Annotated in this window: 19 protein-coding genes; all 19 read right to left on the reverse strand. The window is 51.6% G+C overall.

Annotation, left to right across the window (positions count from 1 at the left end; translation table 11 throughout):
- Positions 1-24: 24 nt before the first annotated feature.
- Entirely contained in the window at positions 25-1,767 is a 1,743-nt protein-coding gene (locus tag D3878_RS16150) for a hypothetical protein (RefSeq protein WP_119786420.1), read from the reverse strand.
- Complete coding sequence (locus tag D3878_RS16155) at positions 1,764-2,156, reverse strand: GtrA family protein (RefSeq protein ID WP_119786421.1); 393 nt, start codon at positions 2,154-2,156, stop codon at positions 1,764-1,766. The genes D3878_RS16150 and D3878_RS16155 overlap by 4 nt, the downstream gene beginning before the upstream one ends.
- Before the next feature lie 53 nt (positions 2,157-2,209).
- Positions 2,210-3,040, reverse strand: a complete 831-nt coding sequence (locus D3878_RS16160; protein WP_119786422.1) for a class I SAM-dependent methyltransferase — start codon at positions 3,038-3,040, stop codon at positions 2,210-2,212.
- On the reverse strand, positions 3,037-3,957 hold the full coding sequence (locus D3878_RS16165; protein WP_119786423.1) for a glycosyltransferase family 2 protein: 921 nt from the start codon (positions 3,955-3,957) through the stop codon (positions 3,037-3,039). Before D3878_RS16165 ends, D3878_RS16160 begins: the two co-directional genes overlap by 4 nt.
- Before the next feature lie 400 nt (positions 3,958-4,357).
- A complete protein-coding gene (locus D3878_RS16170; protein ID WP_119787946.1) occupies positions 4,358-4,933 on the reverse strand; it encodes a NeuD/PglB/VioB family sugar acetyltransferase in 576 nt (191 codons plus the stop codon).
- 115 nt (positions 4,934-5,048) lie between these two features.
- Positions 5,049-5,609, reverse strand: a complete 561-nt coding sequence (locus D3878_RS16175) for a sugar transferase (protein WP_119786424.1) — start codon at positions 5,607-5,609, stop codon at positions 5,049-5,051.
- The gene (locus D3878_RS16180) at positions 5,593-6,555 is read right to left on the reverse strand and encodes a UDP-glucose 4-epimerase family protein (protein ID WP_199688183.1); all 963 of its coding nucleotides are present in this window, start codon (positions 6,553-6,555) and stop codon (positions 5,593-5,595) included. The genes D3878_RS16175 and D3878_RS16180 overlap by 17 nt, the downstream gene beginning before the upstream one ends.
- Positions 6,556-6,581: 26 nt before the next feature.
- Positions 6,582-7,712, reverse strand: a complete 1,131-nt coding sequence (gene wecB, locus D3878_RS16185; RefSeq protein WP_119786426.1) for a non-hydrolyzing UDP-N-acetylglucosamine 2-epimerase — start codon at positions 7,710-7,712, stop codon at positions 6,582-6,584.
- Positions 7,705-8,715 carry a polysaccharide biosynthesis protein gene (locus D3878_RS16190; RefSeq protein WP_119786427.1) on the reverse strand — a complete coding sequence of 337 codons (1,011 nt, stop codon included), beginning with the start codon at positions 8,713-8,715 and terminating at the stop codon, positions 7,705-7,707. Before D3878_RS16190 ends, wecB begins: the two co-directional genes overlap by 8 nt.
- A gap of 24 nt (positions 8,716-8,739) precedes the next feature.
- Positions 8,740-9,594, reverse strand: a complete 855-nt coding sequence (locus D3878_RS16195) for a dTDP-4-dehydrorhamnose reductase family protein (RefSeq protein ID WP_119786428.1) — start codon at positions 9,592-9,594, stop codon at positions 8,740-8,742.
- A gap of 62 nt (positions 9,595-9,656) precedes the next feature.
- Positions 9,657-10,889, reverse strand: a complete 1,233-nt coding sequence (locus D3878_RS16200) for a glycosyltransferase family 4 protein (RefSeq protein WP_119786429.1) — start codon at positions 10,887-10,889, stop codon at positions 9,657-9,659.
- Positions 10,886-12,031, reverse strand: coding sequence for a glycosyltransferase (locus D3878_RS16205; RefSeq protein ID WP_119786430.1), 1,146 nt, complete (start codon positions 12,029-12,031; stop codon positions 10,886-10,888). Before D3878_RS16205 ends, D3878_RS16200 begins: the two co-directional genes overlap by 4 nt.
- Positions 12,031-13,005, reverse strand: coding sequence for an NAD-dependent epimerase/dehydratase family protein (locus D3878_RS16210; RefSeq protein WP_119786431.1), 975 nt, complete (start codon positions 13,003-13,005; stop codon positions 12,031-12,033). Before D3878_RS16210 ends, D3878_RS16205 begins: the two co-directional genes overlap by 1 nt.
- A gap of 46 nt (positions 13,006-13,051) precedes the next feature.
- Positions 13,052-14,314 carry an oligosaccharide repeat unit polymerase gene (wzy, locus tag D3878_RS16215; protein ID WP_119786432.1) on the reverse strand — a complete coding sequence of 421 codons (1,263 nt, stop codon included), beginning with the start codon at positions 14,312-14,314 and terminating at the stop codon, positions 13,052-13,054.
- Positions 14,315-15,229, reverse strand: a complete 915-nt coding sequence (locus D3878_RS16220; RefSeq protein WP_119786433.1) for a glycosyltransferase family 2 protein — start codon at positions 15,227-15,229, stop codon at positions 14,315-14,317.
- 2 nt (positions 15,230-15,231) lie between these two features.
- Entirely contained in the window at positions 15,232-16,743 is a 1,512-nt protein-coding gene (locus D3878_RS16225) for an oligosaccharide flippase family protein (RefSeq protein ID WP_119786434.1), read from the reverse strand.
- Positions 16,744-16,752: 9 nt separating this feature from the next.
- Positions 16,753-17,505 carry a class I SAM-dependent methyltransferase gene (locus tag D3878_RS16230; RefSeq protein WP_119786435.1) on the reverse strand — a complete coding sequence of 251 codons (753 nt, stop codon included), beginning with the start codon at positions 17,503-17,505 and terminating at the stop codon, positions 16,753-16,755.
- Positions 17,506-17,964, reverse strand: a complete 459-nt coding sequence (locus D3878_RS16235) for a GNAT family N-acetyltransferase (protein ID WP_119786436.1) — start codon at positions 17,962-17,964, stop codon at positions 17,506-17,508.
- A complete protein-coding gene (locus D3878_RS16240) occupies positions 17,961-18,812 on the reverse strand; it encodes a glycoside hydrolase family protein (protein ID WP_199688184.1) in 852 nt (283 codons plus the stop codon). Before D3878_RS16240 ends, D3878_RS16235 begins: the two co-directional genes overlap by 4 nt.
- Positions 18,813-18,930 lie beyond the last annotated feature (118 nt).

Below are 18,930 nucleotides of genomic sequence, written 5' to 3' on the forward strand. Positions count from 1 at the left end.
CGCACGCCCAGGGCATGGATTTGTTTAGCGCTTCCCGAGAGATTGCCAGATTTTGATTTTTTGACCACCGAAGGGGTATGTCGCCGTTCCACAGTAATGGTAGCCAAATGGGAACCCGCCCAATTGATGTGGCAATGGCGGCAATTTCTCCGCTGCTCCCATGTTAACAGCCACTACAACGGAGTGTAATTCGTCATGATGTGCCCGCTCCAGAACGAACGCGGCCTGCGCAACGTTATTAAGCCACGGCGTCATTACCGGAACAGATTGCAGGGCAAGTGCAACTCCGGGAATATTATACAAACCCAAGAAGGGCGCCCCTGGCAATATATTGCATTCCTTGGTAGCCGCTTTCATATCCGCCAGAAATTTGTGGGTTTCCGCATCAACTTTTACAACGCCCAAGTTTCCTATTGAAAATAACTGGTCTTGCTTTGTGAGCGGAGTCGTCATGTTGTAGGGCTGCAAACTGCTCGTGACGATTTGCGATGAAACCGTCGCTATAAAACAGAACCCAATGACTGAGGCCGGAATTTTACTGAGACCTTTGGGGTGGTGGGCGACCACCAGCAGCGTAACCAGTGTCGCCCACGGCGCCAGCGAAACGATGACCTGGGTGAACAGTGTGTTACCGGTACCCATCGCCACGGAATAAGGCAGAAAAAACAAACCCCCGAATAATGCGATCGAACGCCGATTCTTTCTCCACACTGGAATCGATACAAGCAATGCCATGATCAGCATCGCAAATATCGCAATCGGGGCTGCGATAGTGCCTTTCACACTCCATCCGCCGAGCAAGTGCTGACCGGATAAAAGGGTAAATGAAAGTACAGCCAACCCTGCTATTGCAATGACTGTGCGGCGTGTCATTGCATAAGCGGAAAATGCAAATAAAGGGATATAAAATGCAATCAAGGTCTCCGCAACATATTCCCCAAACTGGATGGCATACCTGATCAGACGGACATCTATCGACTCAACTTGTACGGCCCTGAAGAGAAGCATTCCCTGCTCAACAGCTTGTGTTGCATCGCTAACCGTAGTGTTGCTCAATAAAGCTATGCCGGTAAAAGCGACGACACCGACGGCCATCGATACCGTTCCACCGATTTTGTGGAAGTACGAACGCTCAAAGATGCATAGCCATATGATGAGAAGCATTAAAGTTGATGCACCTGCGGAAGCCTTGCAAAGAGCCTCCAGGCCGATTGCACAGCCTGCCATGGCAAACAACAGATGTTTTTGAATGATGCTCGAACGATGCACCCCTAACAAAACCAGACCCGCTGCCGCATATGCGCCTGCCGATGCCAGCAGGTTATAGGAAGGTGAAAGATTGATCGTTGAGGCATAAAGCATTGCACCAACAATCGAACCGGCAACAACCACAGCTTTCGATTGAAAGCGATCCGTTACGACACCAATATGTATGCACGCAGAAAATGCCGCCACTGCGAGCAAGCCTGAACTGGCCAGAAGCACCGCCATACCAGCTGCTCTAAACAGATGAAGGCTCCCTGTGATCTGCCAAAGCCAGGTGCTTATCCATTGCTGTGCGCTGATATAAAACTGGACCGAATCAGCGTGCATGGCGAGTAACAGGTAATACGCCTCATCGGTAATTTCGAATCCGCGCTCCAACGCCCAAACGCAATACGCGATCACGACGATAGCGCATAAAAAAATTCCCGCTTTGGCGATACTCTCCAATCCACGAGAGAGGTTTGATGAAATATCGCCGCGATATTTTTCTGGAAATTTCATACGGAAGGGCGTAAAGACCAATATTTTGCTGTGGAAAAATTGAAGACAACGACTAAAGGAATCAAGCCAATTTGCACGTAAAAAGGGTCAAAATCAGTTTGCTTAACGATATAGTTCAAGACTAGAAGGTTCAATGCTATCGAAATTGCACTTGCCAGGAAAAATCTGAGGAATCTGGCCTTGAACTGTATAGTTTGTTCTGGCTTGAACACCCATGAAAAATTCAGCACATACGAAAAAATCATGCCGACAACCCAGGCAGCGACAAGCGAAAGCAAGTAGTTCACCGAAAATACTTTCAACATCATGGTGAATACCATCAAAGTAAGGGCAAAGTTTGCTGCGCCGACAAGCGTGAATTTTGTGACTTCGATTCGGAATCTATGCATTATGCTATCAGTGGGCGTGGAAAGGTGTTGGTCAAGCCAAGCTGTGATCCCGGTTAACGCTTTTTGGCGACGATCACCAGTGTTCCTCCAAAAGGAAGCGATGCGCCAAATCCAATAAGGAACTCATCGATTCGCATAAAAAGATCAAAGATTACATTCAAAGAATCTGAAAATTTAACTCTTTTCTCAAGCGCTTTCTCGGCCGACGGAGATTGATCGCGTCCCTTGTCAAACAGCCTTGAAATCAACATCAACGGGAACAGGATGAAGACAAAAGAGGTCGCATAACTAATCTCGAAACCATTTTCTTTAAGCTTTCTAACTAATTCCCGTCTGGAATACCTGCGTTTGTGCTTAACGATCTCATCCAGTTTGCTCCACAAGAACATGTGCTGCGGCACGCTTATGATCAGGACGCCATCCCTATTTAGCATCTGACTCATATTTGATAGGGCGGCGCCATCGTTTTCAATGTGCTCAATGACGTCAAATGCAGTGATGATATGAAATTGCTCACCGATCTTCCCTTGTGTCACATCGAATTGGACGAAGTCGACATTGGGAAGGTTTTTCTTGGCGTATACAAGGCCTTTCAGGTAAATTTCCGACCCGGTGATTTCCAGATTTTCGTTTTGGGCGATTTGGTGGATGAAATCGCCAGTGCCGCAGCCTATCTCCAGGAATTTCGTTTTTCCTGTCGGTGCCAGATGGCGTTGAACAATGCCTTTGAATAAACGGTTCCTTGAACTAACCCAAAAGCTGCTCTCGGCATTTTTATCTGTCAGGTCAAATCCACTATCGGGATAATCTGTATAGTCGCTCGCGACTTCCGGACTGTAGCATTTGATGCCGTCGACGATTGAGTACTGAAGGGTATCGCTCATAGATGTTTATCTCGAATGACATAGTTTGGTCTCTTGCGCACTTCCTCATTTATTCGCCAAACATATTCTCCTATCACTCCCAGCATCACCATGATCATTCCGCCTACCAGCAGAATTACGATCATCAGCGGGGCCCAACCCTCGAATGGCGTTTCGCCACGCAGCCAGCTAAAAACGATGGTGGCGCTATACAGGAGACCCAATGCGGATGTGATTAAACCGACGAGGGAAATAAACCGGATCGGCAAGTAGGACGCATCCAGTACAGCATCCAGAAAATTCTTCAGCTTCTTGCCGAAGTTGTATTGGGACTTGCCGATCGTTCTTTTCAGGCGAATGTATGGGATGAAGCTGGTGCGATATCCGGTCCACAGCAAATCGCCCTGAAAAAACCGATGTCTGACATCAATGGCATTGAATGCATCCATGACCTTTCTGTCCATTAGCACAAAGTCGAAACCACCGGGCGGAATTTGCGGCAGCGACATGCGCAATACGCCATAGGCCAGGCGAGAAAACAGTTTGGCCGAAAGCGTATCCGCGCGATCTGTCCTGTAGCAAATGACAGTCTCGGCGCCTCCCTGCCACTTTTCAATCATCTGCGGAATCAGTTCAACCGGATCTTGCAGATCAGCTGAGATGTTGATGATTGCGTCACCAGTGGCCTCCTTGAAGCCAGCCAGCATGGCGGCCATCTGGCCGAAGTTCCGGGTGAATGAGATGACCTTTATCCGAGAATCCTGTTCCCTCAGGCGCAGAATCTCTGGCAGAGACCCATCCTTTGATCCATCATCCACGAAAACAATCTCGTACTCGTGCTGCGCAAGGTCATTTGCAAAGACCGACCGAATTTTTTCGTGTGTTCCGGATACCGCGCCTTCGTTGTGATAGACGGCGACGACAAATGAAATCTTCATTACTCCCCTTCCTCATTCAGGCATCAGGGGGATACTTGAACACAGATGCGGATGCCGCTGCCCCCAATTTACAGCCCCCTTCCCAATATTTCTCGGGGATTGTTCGTCCCGTTTGCCGTTCATATTTATCCTGTCTTTTATTATGTAGATACATGAAATGAAGATGGAATTTATCCGAAAATCATACGTTTTCATATGTCCGGAGCGGATGGCCATGCCCGCCTTTCCATGATTATAAGTCTATAGCCACCCGGTGGAGCAATCCTGGCCATTCTCGTGGGTGTCGAACAATGAGTGAGTGCGCCAGCAAGTCGTAAGGCAGCATGAGGTTGTCGTGCGCAACGCCGGCTTCCGGCAATAGGCCCGGCAGGTTCGCTCAGTACGAGAAACGGGTGTTTAGCTATTTTTTAGAAGCAGGGGCGCAGGCCAGTACCATGCCCGGTGTTACATTTGCGCCATAACCGAGGGCGACACCGGCCTGTAGCCAGGCTGCGCGCCCAAGCTTTGCGCCGCCAGCCATGCATGCATTCACACCTAAATGGCCGAAATCCTCTACCTGGGCGTGGTGATCCACCACTGCCCCGCAATTGACGATGACGCCACGCCCCAGTTTTGCCTCCGTACCTACAATGGCCCCAGCCATGATGACACTTCCGGCGCCGATGATGGCGCTTGGTGAAACGATGGCCCGTGGGTGGATGAGCGTGACTGGGGAAAAACCTGCCTGGAGCAATTTGTCCGACAATGCCTCGCGCAGAGCATTGTTTCCGATTGCGACGATTGCCGCATCCGCGTGTGCGCGATAGCGCTGGAAGTCGGCGGTGTTGCCTAGCACTGGCATGTCCCAGACATGGGGCAGGCTGGGAGCTGCATCGTCAGCAAAACCTGCAATCGCAAACTGGCCGATCGCCATTACAGCCTCAGCCACCGACCGACCATGACCACCAGCACCGACGATAAGCAAGCGATTATTCAAGTCAAGCAATCCAGGAAATTGAAGGGGAAAACCCAACGGCGCCACGCCACACTGACGAATCGGGTTTCAATATTGCGTCGAACTCCGGCATCAGGACTAGCGATACCATCGCAGGCTAGTGCACGATGCCATCCCTGCGCAGTACCTTGAAAAACGTCATGAAAATGATTTTCAGGTCCAGCCAGAAGTTACGCTTCTGCAGGTATTCGACGTCCAGCTTCACCTTGTCCGGGATCGGCAATTCGTCGCGGCCGTTGACTTGCGCCCAGCCAGTTAAGCCCGGGGGCAACTCATGCACACCGTACTGGACACGCAAGGCGATCAAGTCATCCTGGTTGAACAGGGCGGGGCGGGGGCCGACAAAACTCATGTCACCGTTAAGGATGCTCCATAGCTGAGGCAATTCATCCAGGCTGGATTTGCGCAAAAACGATCCGATCGGCGTCAGGAAGCGCTCTGGATTCTGCAGCAGATGGGTCGCCACTGCGGGAGTGTCGATGCGCATGGTGCGGAATTTCGGCATCCTGAAAATCTTGTTGTGACGCCCCACCCGTTCTGACCAGTAAAGCACAGGTCCTGGCGAAGTCAGTCGCACCAGCAGCGCTACCAGCAACATCGGAAGCATCAGAAAAATACCAGCCAGTAAGGCAAGCAAAAGATCAAAAACGCGCTTCACGAGACCGTCCTTCCGCGACTTTTTTCAAACCTTGATCCAGTGTTATTTGAGGATGCCACCCCAATAACCGGCGCGTTTTTTCTATATCGACCTGCAAGGACCCGCAGAGGCGTTGGGCGATATTTTTTTTCCCCAGCATGCTGGCTGCCAGTTCGAGAAAGCGGGCCGGCACACCGAGCAGTCGTGCCGGCCGGCCCATTGCCTGGGCCATGCGACGCAACAGTTCGCTGACGGAAATATCTTCGCCATCGGATACCAGAAACGTCTGGTTGGCTGCGGCGGGATGCGTAATGCACGTCACGATCAAATCCACCAGGTTATCCACAGCCACCAGGCTGCGCTTGTTATCAATAGACCCCAGCGGCAAGGGCACGCCCCGCTGCAACCAGCGCGTCATGGCCGCAAAATTTGCATTGACGCCTGGCCCGTATACCAAGGGCGGGCGGATGATGACAAGCTCCATGCCGGTCTGTGCGGATAAGTCCAATAGGCCCTGTTCTGCCTCCAACTTGGAAATGCCATAGGCATCCAGAGGCGCAGGCGTATCATCCGCAGTGAAGGGGCGGCCCAGTGGCGTTGCTTCACCATTCACCTTGATGGAACTGATAAATACGAATCGACGTACGCCGGCAGCCGCCGCTTGCCGCGCCAAGGCCAAGGTCCCCTGGACATTTACTCGCCGAAATTCTTCCAATGGGTCGGCAGCTGTATCCATCATTACGTGGACCCGTGCGGCACAGTGCACGATGGCAGAAACGCCATCGAGCGCAAGTGACCAGTCGGTAGCGCCATCCATGTCGCCCACAACGTGCCGCGCAACCCTGTCCGGGAATCGCCGGTCATCACTGCGTACGGCAACTGCCAGGCGTCGGAAGGTATCTTCATCAAGCAAGCGTCTTACAAGGGCGCTGCCGACAAACCCTGTTGCTCCGGTGACCAGAATCATGATTCGCTCTTTCTACGCTGACCGCCCTACGATTTTCGCCAGACTTTTCTGTTCACAAAATCCGTATAGCTCAAAATGATGCGTAAGATTTTGTCCGACACATTGTCTGGAGCATAGTCGTTTACCATACGTAAGGAGCGCTGTGCCCCGTGCGGCTGGGTTGCCAGTATATCGAGGCCCTGCAGCACGCGCTCGACATCCAGGCCAACGAACATGACCGCGGCTTCCTCGAAGCCCTCCGGGCGCTCATGCACTTCGCGCAGATTCAATGCTGGAAAATTCAGGATCGACGATTCTTCCGTGATCGTGCCGCTGTCTGACAGCACGGCGCGCGCGGATGTTTGCAGCCGAATGTAATCCAGGAAGCCAAACGGCTTGTGAAACTGCACCAGCGGATGAGCGGTGGCATCCAGCGCATCCATGCGCTTGCGCGTGCGCGGATGGGTAGAAACAATGACCGGCAGAGAAAATTGCTCTGCCAGGGCATTCAGTACATTGAACAGACGCTGCAGGTTTTCCGGTGCATCGACGTTTTCTTCGCGATGTGAACTCACTAAGAAATATTTTCGTTCCGTCAGTCCCATGCGGGGCAGAATATCGGAAGCGTCAATGCCCGGCTGGTAATGCTCAATGACCTCCCGCATCGGGCTGCCCGTCTTGATGATCTGGTCCGGTGGCAATCCCTCGCGCAGGAGATACTCGCGGGCGATTTCGCTGTAGGTCAGATTGATGTCAGACGTATGGTCAACAATCCTGCGGTTGATTTCTTCGGGAACGCGGAAATCAAAACAGCGATTGCCTGCTTCCATATGAAAAATAGGTATCTTGCGGCGTTTGGCGGAGATCGCCGCCAGACTACTGTTGGTATCCCCAAGCAATAACAGGGCCTCGGGTTCATGTTCCTGCAGCACCTTGTCGGCGCCGATAATGACCTGGCCAATGGTCTCTGCAGCAGTGGCGCCCGCGGCTTCAAGAAACGCATCCGGTTTGCGAATCCCGAGATCCGAGAAAAACACTTCGTTGAGCTCATAATCATAATTCTGCCCGGTATGCACCAGCACATGCTCGCAATGCTGGTCCAGCTTGGCGATCACGCGCGACAGCCGAATGATTTCGGGCCGGGTGCCGACGATGGTCATGACCTTGAGCTTACGCATTGAGTGCCTCGCGAATAATATCCAGTTTCATCAGAACCTCTTTGACTTTCTCAACATTCAGGCGATGCGTGTTATGGGATGTGTAGTCATCAATTTGTGAAATGGCCGTTTCGCCTTCCACAAAGTACTTGTCGTAGTTCAGGTCGCGGGAATCGGCAGGAATCCGGTAGTAGCCGCCGAGGTCATCAGCGCGGGCCATTTCTTCACGCGACACCAGCGACTCATACAGCTTTTCGCCATGCCTTGTCCCGATGATCTTGATGTCGTTGGCGCGACGCAGTAGTTCCTTCATTGCCGTCGCCAGGTCGCCTACTGTGGATGCAGGGGATTTCTGCACAAAGATATCGCCTGGGCGCGCATGCTCAAACGCGTACATGACCAGGTCGACGGATTCCTCAAGCGACATGAGGAACCTGGTCATGTTGGGGTCGGTAATGGTCAGTGGCTTTCCTTGCTGTAGCTGGCCCAGGAAAAGTGGAATGACTGAGCCACGCGAGGCCATCACGTTGCCATAGCGTGTGGCTGACAAAACGGTTTTGCCGGGATCGCACAAGCGTGACTTGGCCACCATTAATTTTTCCATCAAGGCTTTGGAAATCCCCATGGCATTGATGGGATAAACGGCTTTGTCAGTGCTCAGCACAACGCAGCGTTTGACCTCGTTGGCAATCGCGGCGCGCATGACGTTTTCAGCACCGAGCACATTGGTGCGCACTGCTTCCATGGGATAAAACTCGCACGAAGGCACCTGTTTGAGCGCGGCCGCATGAAACACATAATCCACACCCCGAAGCGCATCGTGAATGCTGTCATACTCGCGCACATCGCCGATATAAAACTTGAGCTTGTCGCTCCTGAGGGCGAGGCGCATGTCTTCCTGCTTTTTTTCATCACGGCTGAAAACACGAATTTCCGCCAGATCTGAATGCAGGAAGCGGTTGAGTACCGCGTTGCCAAAGGACCCTGTTCCGCCGGTGATAAGAAGCACTTTGTCATTAAACATTTTTGTAGATCCCGTATCGATTTATTAACCAAATTCCCGCATCCGGCGCACCAGTTCCGGCCAGCCGGGCGGCTGGTAGCCCGTGACCTCACGAAAGCGGCTGGAGTCCAGCGAGCGGTCTATCGTCAGCTTGTCATCAGGCGTAATCGTGATCGTCTTGCCGTAGGCCTGAGCTACCAGTTCAAGCAAGTCAAATTTATTGATGGGCTCAGCGGAGACATGATAAAGCCCGCGTAGCGCTGGGTTTGGCACGACGAAATCGCGCATGACACGCGCTAGCTCGACTGTTGGCAATCCCGAAAAAATGGCGCGTGTGAACCCTTTGATGGGCCCCTGCTGCGCCAGGAACCAGCTCACCAGCCCATGTGCGCTGCTGAGTTCCTGGCCGATGATCGAGGTGCGCAATGTGATCGCATGGGGATAGTCGACCTCGCCCAGGTATTTGCTCCGTCCATAGAGGTCTTGCGCGTCCGACGCGTCCTGTTCACGGTACATGCCCTTTGTGCCGGCAAATACGCAGTCGGTGCTCATGTGAATCAGCCGGGCACCAGCCAGATCGCAAAGTCGGGCTAACCTGTGCGGCAGAAGCGCATTGATGGGGAGTGCGGCCAGAGGATCGTCGGCTTCGGCGAGCTGCTTTACCAGGCCGACGCAGTTAATGACCACGTCTGGCCGCACTTTTACGAAAAGAGCAGACAGCGAGTCCTGATTATCGACATCCACCCCGACAACAATTTTATCCGCCAGGGATTTTGAAAAAAACTGCCGCACGCCACCGCTGCGTGCCGCGCCAAAAACGTCATATTGATCATTTTCCGAAAAATAGCGGAAAACAACATTCCCCAACATTCCAGACACGCCTAAAATTAAAATCTTCATATAGTTATCGTCAGCAGATATAGAAATTTCTGGTCAAGTACTGCTGCCCTCTGGGGGGCAATTTACTTTTGGTCCTGACGCACCGTCAGGACATCCTCGAAATGCGAGATCAGTGTTCTGGTGAGCATGTTGCTGTCGTAATGCTTTTTGAAGTATTGCTGCCCATTCTGACCCATTCGCTCCCGCTCGAGATCCGACATACTTGACAACTGCTTGATGGCTTTGGCTAGAGACGACGCGTCTTCTGCAGCGCAACTAATCCCGGCATTTGCCTCCATCACGATGCGCGCGCCTTCGCCATTCATACAAGCCAAAAGTGGCCGCCCTGCCGCGAGATAGGTCTGAATTTTACTGGGAATCGTGTGATAAAAGATTGGTTCATCTTTTAAGGTCGCCAGCAGCGCGCTCGCGCGCCCCATTATTGCCGGCATCGATTCGCTGGGGTAGCGCCCTGTCATTACGACATTTTTCAGGTTTCGCGCCTGGATTTCTCCCTGGATCCAAACGGTGCGACTGCCGTCGCCCACCAAATAAATCCTGATGTCAGGCGCATCCGCCAATAAAGCAGCCGCATCGATAATCGTTTCAATGGATTGGGCATGACCGAGATTCCCGGCAAAAACGACTGAAAATCCCGCCTCAAGCCCCTCGATTGGGCAGTTACTACACGCCGATGGGGTAGAAAAGACATCGTCCGCGGAATTGGGAAAATAACAGATCTTCCTGCGGTCGGCCAATGCCGCTACCGGATCAACAAATGCCTTTGATTGCACCAGGATCAAATCCGTGTGCCGATAAATCCAGCGTACAAGTACCCTGACGAGTGCCAAGAGGACGCGATTGCGAACAAAGCCAGTCGCTTCCAGACTCTCAGGCCATAAGTCCTGTACCGAAACGACCAGCTTTGCACGCTTGATCCACTTGAGCAGGATCGCCGGAATTGCCTGCAAAATGGGCGATGGGGCGTAGACAAAGATGACGTCGATTTTTTTGCGCCGGAGTGCAAACGGCGCAAACAAGATGCCGCTCGCCACAAACGACAAATAATTCAAGATCAAAAATAGCGCAGAATTAGAGCCGCGTGGAACCAGGGGCAAGCGATGGATCGTGACGCCATTGAAAATCCCCTTGATGAATTTCCAGGCGCGATAGCCATCAAATACCCGGCCCTGCGGGTAATTCGGTTGCCCGGTCAATACCTCAACCTGCACACCTTCCGCCGACAATGCGCTGACCAGATTATTAATGCGGAAATTCTCTGGCCAAAAATATTGTGAAACAACGAGCAATTTCATTTTTGCACCGGCATTGCCAAGATTATTTTATATAAATTCAAATACTTAACTACGATGGAAGTCCATTCATATCGTTGTGAAACAAACGTCTGAAGCGCAGGTCCTATACGACTCAGCCTATCGGGTTCTGTAACCAGTTGAACCAGTCCATGGGCAATGCCGGTCGCATTCGCCGGCACTTCCAGAACTGGATCAATCGATCGGATTTCATCAAATCCGCATTGGTCCGTCACCATCACCGGTATCCCGCAAATGCCAGCCTCCAGGGCAACGATCGACATGGCTTCCTGACGCGACGGGACGACCAGCAAACTAGCCAGATGGTAAGCGGCGGCCTTATCGCTGCCACTCACAAAACCCAGGAAATGCACGCGCTCGGCGATCCCTGCCTGTCGTGCCGCCTGGTGCAGTTCGAATTGCATCCCCTCGTCAGGACCGGCGAAGACGAGATGATAATCGCCCATGTGCTCATGTGCCGAAGCGAAGGCTTGCAATAAAAGGTCGGGACCTTTTATCAAATTGAGGCGCCCCATGAATAAAATGACTGGGACATCGGGCAAATTATTCTTGTTGCGAAATTGAACAATATCGAAGCTGGAAAAGTCATCCTTGCATATGCCATTCGCAATGACGGCGACCTGCGATGCTGGAATGCCATAACTTTCAAATTGCGGAAATTCAGCGGGCGTTACTGCGATCCACGCCGAAGCATTACGGATAATGGCATTGCCGATGACAAAGTTATAGAGACGCTTGAGCCGGCTCGATCGCCCGAATATCGGCAGTGCGCCTGCCGGGCAAACTACATAGGGCTTGCCTGCGCGACGAACGGCAATATACACAAGCGCGTTGAGCACGCCCCAGTGCCCCATCAAATGAATAATATCTGCATTATTTACCAGCCCCGTTATTGTTTTCCAGCTTATCTTGGGCAGATAGAATCGTCTCCATAGTATTGGCAGTGCAAGTACCTTTGCGGGTTCCAGCGCGTGAATCCGGGCCTCATCGAGTCCTGTATCAATAGTCAGGACGGTGCATTCCGTTCCTTCACCCGCCAGGAAGCGGCTCATCTGAAACGTGCGCTCTGCGGTACCGCCGCCAGTTTTGAAATCAAGCGAGGAGTTGACGTTAAGTACACGCATCACGCAGCCGATCCCTTGTCTTCCACACGACAGGTGGAGCGGTACCACGTGGCATATTCTGTCAGTCCGTCTTCAAAAGTCACTGGGCTGGTAAACCCAAGGCTTTGCAGTTTGCTCTGCAAGTAATTACAGCGTGGATTGATGTTATTCCTTCCCAAACATTGCAGTAGCAGGCTTAACACCGATAATGGCAAATGGATGCGTGGCCAAAGCGTTTGCGCCCCGTTGAGCCTGGATGCCAAAAACTGTTCAATGTCTGCGAAATTATTCTTTTGATTGCCATCGTCAGAAACAATAAAAACATCCCCCCTGAGCGGCTGGCCTTGCTGAATCAAAAACCTGATTGCTGCAACAACATTGGCGATATGAACCAGGTTCATTCGTCGTTTCCCAAAAAGACAGGCCTTGAGATAATTGCGCAATGCACTACCCTGCACCAGATCATTTGCCAGTTTTTTTAATGCATTACTATCCGGTCCGAAAACGGCGGTTGGCCGCAGAATGGCCGTCTCAAAATATTCAGTGCTTGCCTGAATAATGGCATTTTCGATCTTGAGCTTGGTGGTGCCGTATTCGGTTACCGGGCAGCAAACAGTTGTTTCAGTAATTTCATTATCCGGCACGCGGCCGACAACCGCCGCAGTACTACAATGCAGCAAGCGTTTCACTTGCGCGGTTTTACACGCCGTCAGCAGGTTTTTTGTGACCGTCAGGTTTGCCGCTTCGCCTGCATCCCAAAGATAGGCGAGATTGACGACAATGCAGTCTCGTTCAAAGAAATCGATCAACGAAGCAAGGTCAAACAAATCGCCCTGGATGATTTCAATGTTGGCTGGCCATGACGTCGCCATCCGATCGTCATTCAAGCTTCTGGTTAAAACCTTGACCCGATAGTCTTTACACGCCCCAAGTTCTTGTACCAAATATTTTCCGATATATCCAGAGGCGCCCACTATGGCGATAGTGTTTATCATTCGTCGCAATCCAGTCGTGTTTGGTAAAAATTCACATACATCCGATCTAGGCATGTTTAATTGGCGATTCCGGTATGCATTCTGGGATGAATTTCATCGCAGTTAATCTGCAGCACATCAAAATAAATATTCCTTGCAAGAAACCGATGTAGGCCGCGAACCAGCCATTCATCAAAAATCCCAGCCAGGCGAACCAAACCACACTCATCAATAAATTCCCGCCGCCGATCTTCTTGGCGAGCCATATGCCTGCCCAGCAAAGCACAAGCAAGTAAAAAATATAAATAGAAATTAAATGCGGTGCAATCCAGAACCACCCCGCCAATCCCACATGGGTATTGGTGATCGTATCAACGGGCAGTTGTTCCGGAATCAAGTACGTTAGTAACATGATGTGGATATCAGATACGCCAGTCATTCCTAATATCTGTCCTATCGTATATTGCGGCACGCCTTCTTCAAAAAAATATAAAAACTCTCTGTTCTTCAAGCCGTCCGAGAGGATGGAAGACTGATCAATGATCGCAATAACATTCGCCAGATGCTGCAGTCGCATGACGATTGGCTGGATGGCTTCCCTAAAGGAATCAAACCAGTTGGCGGTGTTGGTGAACATTAAAATCTGTTCAAGAATTTCATTTCCATTAAAAACACCACCTGTTGCTACTGTGCGAATGGTCCATTTTATTTGAACAAGCAGCGGCAGAAGTAAGCTAAAGGCGACGAGAAATAATAGGACTTTTTTCCAGTCCAGGCGCTTTTCGCTGACCCTGTAGGCGCCTTCCATAAAAAAAACAATCATCCAGGTCCCCAGCCAGCCGCGCATCACATTGGATATGAGATAGAGAGCGAGATTGAATTTGAAGAATCTGGATTTTCTATAAATTCCGTAGTAGATCAAAAACAAGGTGTCAGGGACAAATAGTATCCAGATAAAACGGAGAGGTGAGTCCGTGGAAAACCGCGATCCTGCAACATTCGTTCCTTCAGCAATATTAAACAGAAGGAATAATAGTTGAACGAGAATGACAAAAACACCGACGAATTTTTCATCATGCGGTAGGTGGATTTTTCCCCATGATGGAACCAAGGAATTCACCTTGAATGAATTCATGGCGCCAAATAGCGGCCCCATCCAGATCAAATAGGAGGCTACAACCGCAATGCTGGCAACTACCAGGACGGAATGGTCCGGTAACGGATAGCCGATCAAATCCCCATCCAGTTGGCCACTTCTAAAAAAGACGATTGCCGCAATCAAATTTGCGGCAATGTAGACCGCCAGCCAGCAGGCGCGATAAAGTGTCATTTAAAACAGCCGTGGATTCATTTGCCGATATCGCACCAGCGCTTTGGCAAGTGTGGAAATGCCGGCAACTCTTTTTGATTTGATCGCCAGGCGAAGAAAATAGAACGTGGAACGACGGCGATTTTTTAAATCTACTAAAAGATGGAGCACTGCATTAATGAAAATAAAAGCACGAAACTCCGGAAGCGTCGTTAAATAATGTTCGAGATGAAATGCATATAATTTTCGCGTGTTGATCAAGCCTTTATCTTTTCGCGAAATGCCGGTGTTTTTGTTGTAACGATACTTTCCCAGAATCGGCTCCAGGTATTTTCCATAGCCAGATTTTAGAAATTCAACATTGAAAGACCAGTCCAGTGCATCGCCTTCAATCACCCGGGTCTTTCTTGCTTTCGCCCGATACATTGTGGAGCTGTGATAACTGATGCTGCCAAACTCAAGCAAATCCGAAAGATACAATTTGCCGTCTTCATACATGCTCAGATCGGGCAAATTCGGCACGCAAAAACTGCCAGCATCATCAAAAACATACATGCGATGCCATACAACGGCACAGTCAGGATGTTTTTCGAGATAATCTGCCTGCATCTGCAGTTTTCCCGGTAATGCCAGATCGTCGCCGTCAATATGCGCTACGAATTTACCGCGCGCCAGGTTGTGGGTGGCGACATAATTTTGTGTGCCGCCAACTTTATTTTCATAAAAGTTCGGTATGACCAGGCCTGGATATTGACGGGCAAATTCCAGAATGACATTCCTGGTCCCGTCACTCGAGCAGTCATCTCCGACAATCACCTCAAAATCAAAATCGGTAACTTGATCGACGATGCTTTGCAGGCATGCACGAATATACTTTTCCTGATTGTAGGAAATGACGCAAACGGAAACCTTGGGGTTTTTATCAACTGAAGCCATAATTATTGGTGCTTAAAATTCGAAAGCCATTTGATTCTGATTGTTTGCCTTACCCAGGAAGATGAGCCTGCAGAAATCGCCAGCAACAGCAGACTGAGTATTCCGATTTCCACAGCAACAGAAAGTCGTGTCTGTGGCCATTCCAGGAAGCGCTGGGCCATTACGGCGCCGGTCAGGACGGTCAGCACGATGGCCCCGAGATCACGCACCAGCCATTGGGTATGCAATCCCTTGACAAAGCGCCGATGCACGATTGGCAGGAAAAAAACGAATGGAATCAGATTGGCGGCCACCCAGGCATAGCCCGCCCCTACCATCCCATAGGCATTGACCGCGAAAATTAATAGTGGAATGAATATCGCGACAAACAGTACATTCCCGATCAAATGCAATTTCAGATCGCCTTTGGCAAATTGTAGATAGTATGGAAACGCTGCTAGTGCGAGGATGCCGTTGCCCAATGCGTACAGCGACAGTACGGGAGCAGCTTTTCTGGCAAGTTCAATATTGCCGGTCCAAGCCCACAGTACCTGTTCTGCAAAAAAGGCCAGCACCAGTGCTGCGGGGACGGCAATCACGGCGACCAGTTGCGTGGCGTTCCGGTAGAGCTGAATCAATCCAACTTCATTGCCTTCCGCATTTAGTTTAGTCATGCGGGGAAGCAGCGCGCCGCTGATCGGCCCGCTGATGACCATAATTCCACTGGCTACCAATACAGCCAATGTAAAGTAAGCATAGTCGGACAACAGCAGTAACTTGGACAATATTAACTTGTCCGTTTGCGTAATGAGTATCCAGACTGCGCTGGTAAAGGCGATGGTGAGCGAGAACTTCAGCACCTTGCGCAATGGCTGCCATTGCCAGGGCAGCTTTTGGCCTGGCGCTATCTTCGGCAGCAGGCGGTAGGTTTGCCCTGCGAGTCCGAGCAACTCGATTACCGCCACGACCAGTTGGTAGGTGAAGAATTCGGTTGGGGTTGCGCCGATATAAATCAGGAATGGGATGACAAGCGCAAATCTTGCCGTTGCGATGATGATGTTGAAGCCATTCAGCCAGACGATTTTCTCGAAACCGGTGATGACGCCGCGATAGAGTCCGCACACCCAGCGTAGTGCGACGATCAGCGCAATCAGCATCACGGCATTTTTCACTTCATGCAGCGGTAACTGTTGCACTTTAAGCCAACTGCTCGCGATGTAGTCGGAGCCTGCCAGCATTGCTGCGGCGCCCAGTATCGCGATCCCGATGAAAATCCCTTCCAGTGCCCGCAACAAGCGCCGCAGGCCCAAAGCGTCAACGGCACCGCCCTGAAAACGCGCTGTCTCGCGCGCCATGGTTGGCGTCAGTCCCATGTCCAGCAACTGGAACCACGCCTGCAACATCGCATAGAATCCAACCAGCCCATATGCCTCCGCGCCCATGTATTGCACATACATAGGCACCAGCAAGATGCCGATCAACGTGACATAGAGTTGTCCGGCATAGTTCGCGAGGATGTTGCGCTTAATGGACATCGGGGCTGATCATGCCTGGCTGTTGCCCCGCTCGCACATCAGGAAAATGCTGGAACACAGATCGGGATATTGCTGTCCCAGTTGGTAACAGCCATCCAGATACTCTTTAGAGATGATGTCCGTATTTAATAACTTGTCCCATTGGAAGTTCGCCAGTGCCTTGAAGAATATCCCGGAACGGTGTACCACCTTCAATCCTGCGGCGACGGCATCGCGCTCCAGCGTGTCCAATGAATAGGTGCAGCGGTGTCCATGCTCGGCTTCGGCCGGGGTGACGGCGGCGTTATGCGAGATCAGGCCCATTTTGACCGCGATCTGCCGCGAAGGCGCATTGGCATTCGGGCAAACCAGGAAAAAGCGTCCGCCTTCGGCGAGCCATTCGTCATTGATGCGCTTGAGCACCAGGACAGGATCATCGAGATGTTCCAGCACATGGGTCAATACGATATTGTCGTAGCGCTTCGGCAGGGTCGCGGTTTCAAACATCGAATTCACGAAATGGACTTTATCGCCCAGCTTGCGCCTTGCTTCTTCCATGGCGATGCCCGAGGCTTCCACGCAAGTCACATCATCGAAGTGAGAAAGGAAGCGTCGCGTAAAGTCGCCTTTGAAGCTTCCCAGTTCAAGCAGGCTGCCCTGGTTGAAGAACGGGGCAAACGACCTGATCATGAACGGATGCATCACATCGAAGTCGAAACTGTAGGCGTACTGATGGTCGGCGGTGTCTTTTATCTCGACGTTGTAATCGCGTTGCTTACTCATTTAGGCATCCTTTCCGGTATGGAGCTGCATGATCGTTGATCGACCATTCTTTCTATTGATGATGAAATGCTTTTTCTCATATAGCCTGGTTGCGCCGCCATTCTGGCTATCCACCTCAAGTTCGACGCGCGCAAAGCCCTGGTCCTTGACATGCTCGATGCACTGCTCGAGCAGACGCGAGGCAATCCCGCTGCCTTGCCGCTCTTTTAACACGCTGACACTGGTAATGTAGGCAACGCGGCGCTCGCTATCGTTGCAATAGGCTGCGACCAAGCCGATCAGGATCCCGTCGGCCCAAGCTTCGAATCGCGCCGCATTGCCGGCGATCTTGTGCGCATAGCTGCTGATGTCGGTTCGGCTGCTTAAGGCCGGCACGAAGTCGGCATCGCAGCGCATCAAGTGCGTCGCGATTTCGGTTACGCTTGCCTTGTTCAAACAGAACGCGAGCTGGTCGCTCATGCTTCCAGCACAGCCAAGCCAAAGCCGAAACGGCCGAATTCGTTGCCGTTGTAGAGCAAATAGACTTTGCCATCACATTCGAATACGTGCGGATAACACTGCATGTCGGAATCCCACTCGCCCGGGCTGCCTTCCAGTAGCGGATGGTCGTCGTCGCGCGTCCAGTTGCTCAGGTCGTCGGACCAGGCATGGCCGATGCGATAGCCGCGCGTGTTGTTTTTCCTGAAGTCGAATGACTGGCGATAGCAGAAAAACATGTGGTAGCGTCCTGCGATCTTGATCACGGTGGGCAGCGCCTGGCTCTCGTCCTCACCTAGGCGGTCGCTGATGATCTGGCGCGCTTCTTCCTTGACCCAGTTGATGCCGTCTTTCGAGATTGCATGGCCGATCTTGTAAGTGCGGTCGGGCGCAGCGTCCGATGCATACTTCTTCCAGCCGGTACCGAAGATGTACCACATGTGGAAGGTGTCGCCGATGACTTTCACAAAACCGTCGCCGACCAGGCAGGGTTCGTGCAGGGAGGCGGCGAGCACAGGGCCCTCGCCCATGCGCTGAAACGTGAGTCCGTTATCGGTGCTGATGGCGAGACCGATTGCCGTATCGACGGACACCGAGACACGCCGGTTCCAGCCGCAAGTGTAGCCATAGATCGCGTCATTGTGACGCACCACATTCATCGGAAAAATGCCGTGTTCGTCGAAACAGCCCAAGCCGCCGAGCGGGATGACTGTCTTGTCGGATACGCGGATGATGTCACGCAGATTCTTGCGCATGTCGACGAAGGCGATGTGGCTCAGGTACTTGCCATTGCGCTTGTCCAGTTCGCGGGTGGAGAAATATATCCTCACAAAATCATCAAATACCACTGTCTGCGGGGATTGTGCAAATTGCCCGTACTCGTGCGGCATCGTGTGCTGTGTCGGGTCAAATATTTTCCCGAGCTTGTTCCATTTCATTGTATGCATC

The organism is Noviherbaspirillum sedimenti (genome assembly GCF_003590835.1).
Lineage (GTDB): Bacteria > Pseudomonadota > Gammaproteobacteria > Burkholderiales > Burkholderiaceae_D > Paucimonas > Paucimonas sedimenti.

Bases quoted from the DNA above. Each gene is read 5' to 3' on its own strand.
- D3878_RS16200 (WP_119786429.1), bottom strand. From the start codon at position 10,889: ATGAAATTGCTCGTTGTTTCACAATATTTTTGGCCAGAGAATTTCCGC.
- wzy (WP_119786432.1), bottom strand. From the start codon at position 14,314: ATGACACTTTATCGCGCCTGCTGGCTGGCGGTCTACATTGCCGCAAAT.
- D3878_RS16220 (WP_119786433.1), bottom strand. From the start codon at position 15,229: ATGGCTTCAGTTGATAAAAACCCCAAGGTTTCCGTTTGCGTCATTTCC.
- wecB (WP_119786426.1), bottom strand. From the start codon at position 7,712: ATGCGTAAGCTCAAGGTCATGACCATCGTCGGCACCCGGCCCGAAATC.
- D3878_RS16195 (WP_119786428.1), bottom strand. From the start codon at position 9,594: ATGAAGATTTTAATTTTAGGCGTGTCTGGAATGTTGGGGAATGTTGTT.
- D3878_RS16225 (WP_119786434.1), bottom strand. From the start codon at position 16,743: ATGTCCATTAAGCGCAACATCCTCGCGAACTATGCCGGACAACTCTAT.
- D3878_RS16155 (WP_119786421.1), bottom strand. From the start codon at position 2,156: ATGCATAGATTCCGAATCGAAGTCACAAAATTCACGCTTGTCGGCGCA.
- D3878_RS16210 (WP_119786431.1), bottom strand. From the start codon at position 13,005: ATGATAAACACTATCGCCATAGTGGGCGCCTCTGGATATATCGGAAAA.
- D3878_RS16150 (WP_119786420.1), bottom strand. From the start codon at position 1,767: ATGAAATTTCCAGAAAAATATCGCGGCGATATTTCATCAAACCTCTCT.
- D3878_RS16160 (WP_119786422.1), bottom strand. From the start codon at position 3,040: ATGAGCGATACCCTTCAGTACTCAATCGTCGACGGCATCAAATGCTAC.
- D3878_RS16235 (WP_119786436.1), bottom strand. From the start codon at position 17,964: ATGAGCGACCAGCTCGCGTTCTGTTTGAACAAGGCAAGCGTAACCGAA.
- D3878_RS16205 (WP_119786430.1), bottom strand. From the start codon at position 12,031: ATGCGTGTACTTAACGTCAACTCCTCGCTTGATTTCAAAACTGGCGGC.
- D3878_RS16230 (WP_119786435.1), bottom strand. From the start codon at position 17,505: ATGAGTAAGCAACGCGATTACAACGTCGAGATAAAAGACACCGCCGAC.
- D3878_RS16190 (WP_119786427.1), bottom strand. From the start codon at position 8,715: ATGTTTAATGACAAAGTGCTTCTTATCACCGGCGGAACAGGGTCCTTT.
- D3878_RS16180 (WP_199688183.1), bottom strand. From the start codon at position 6,555: ATGATTCTGGTCACCGGAGCAACAGGGTTTGTCGGCAGCGCCCTTGTA.
- D3878_RS16165 (WP_119786423.1), bottom strand. From the start codon at position 3,957: ATGAAGATTTCATTTGTCGTCGCCGTCTATCACAACGAAGGCGCGGTA.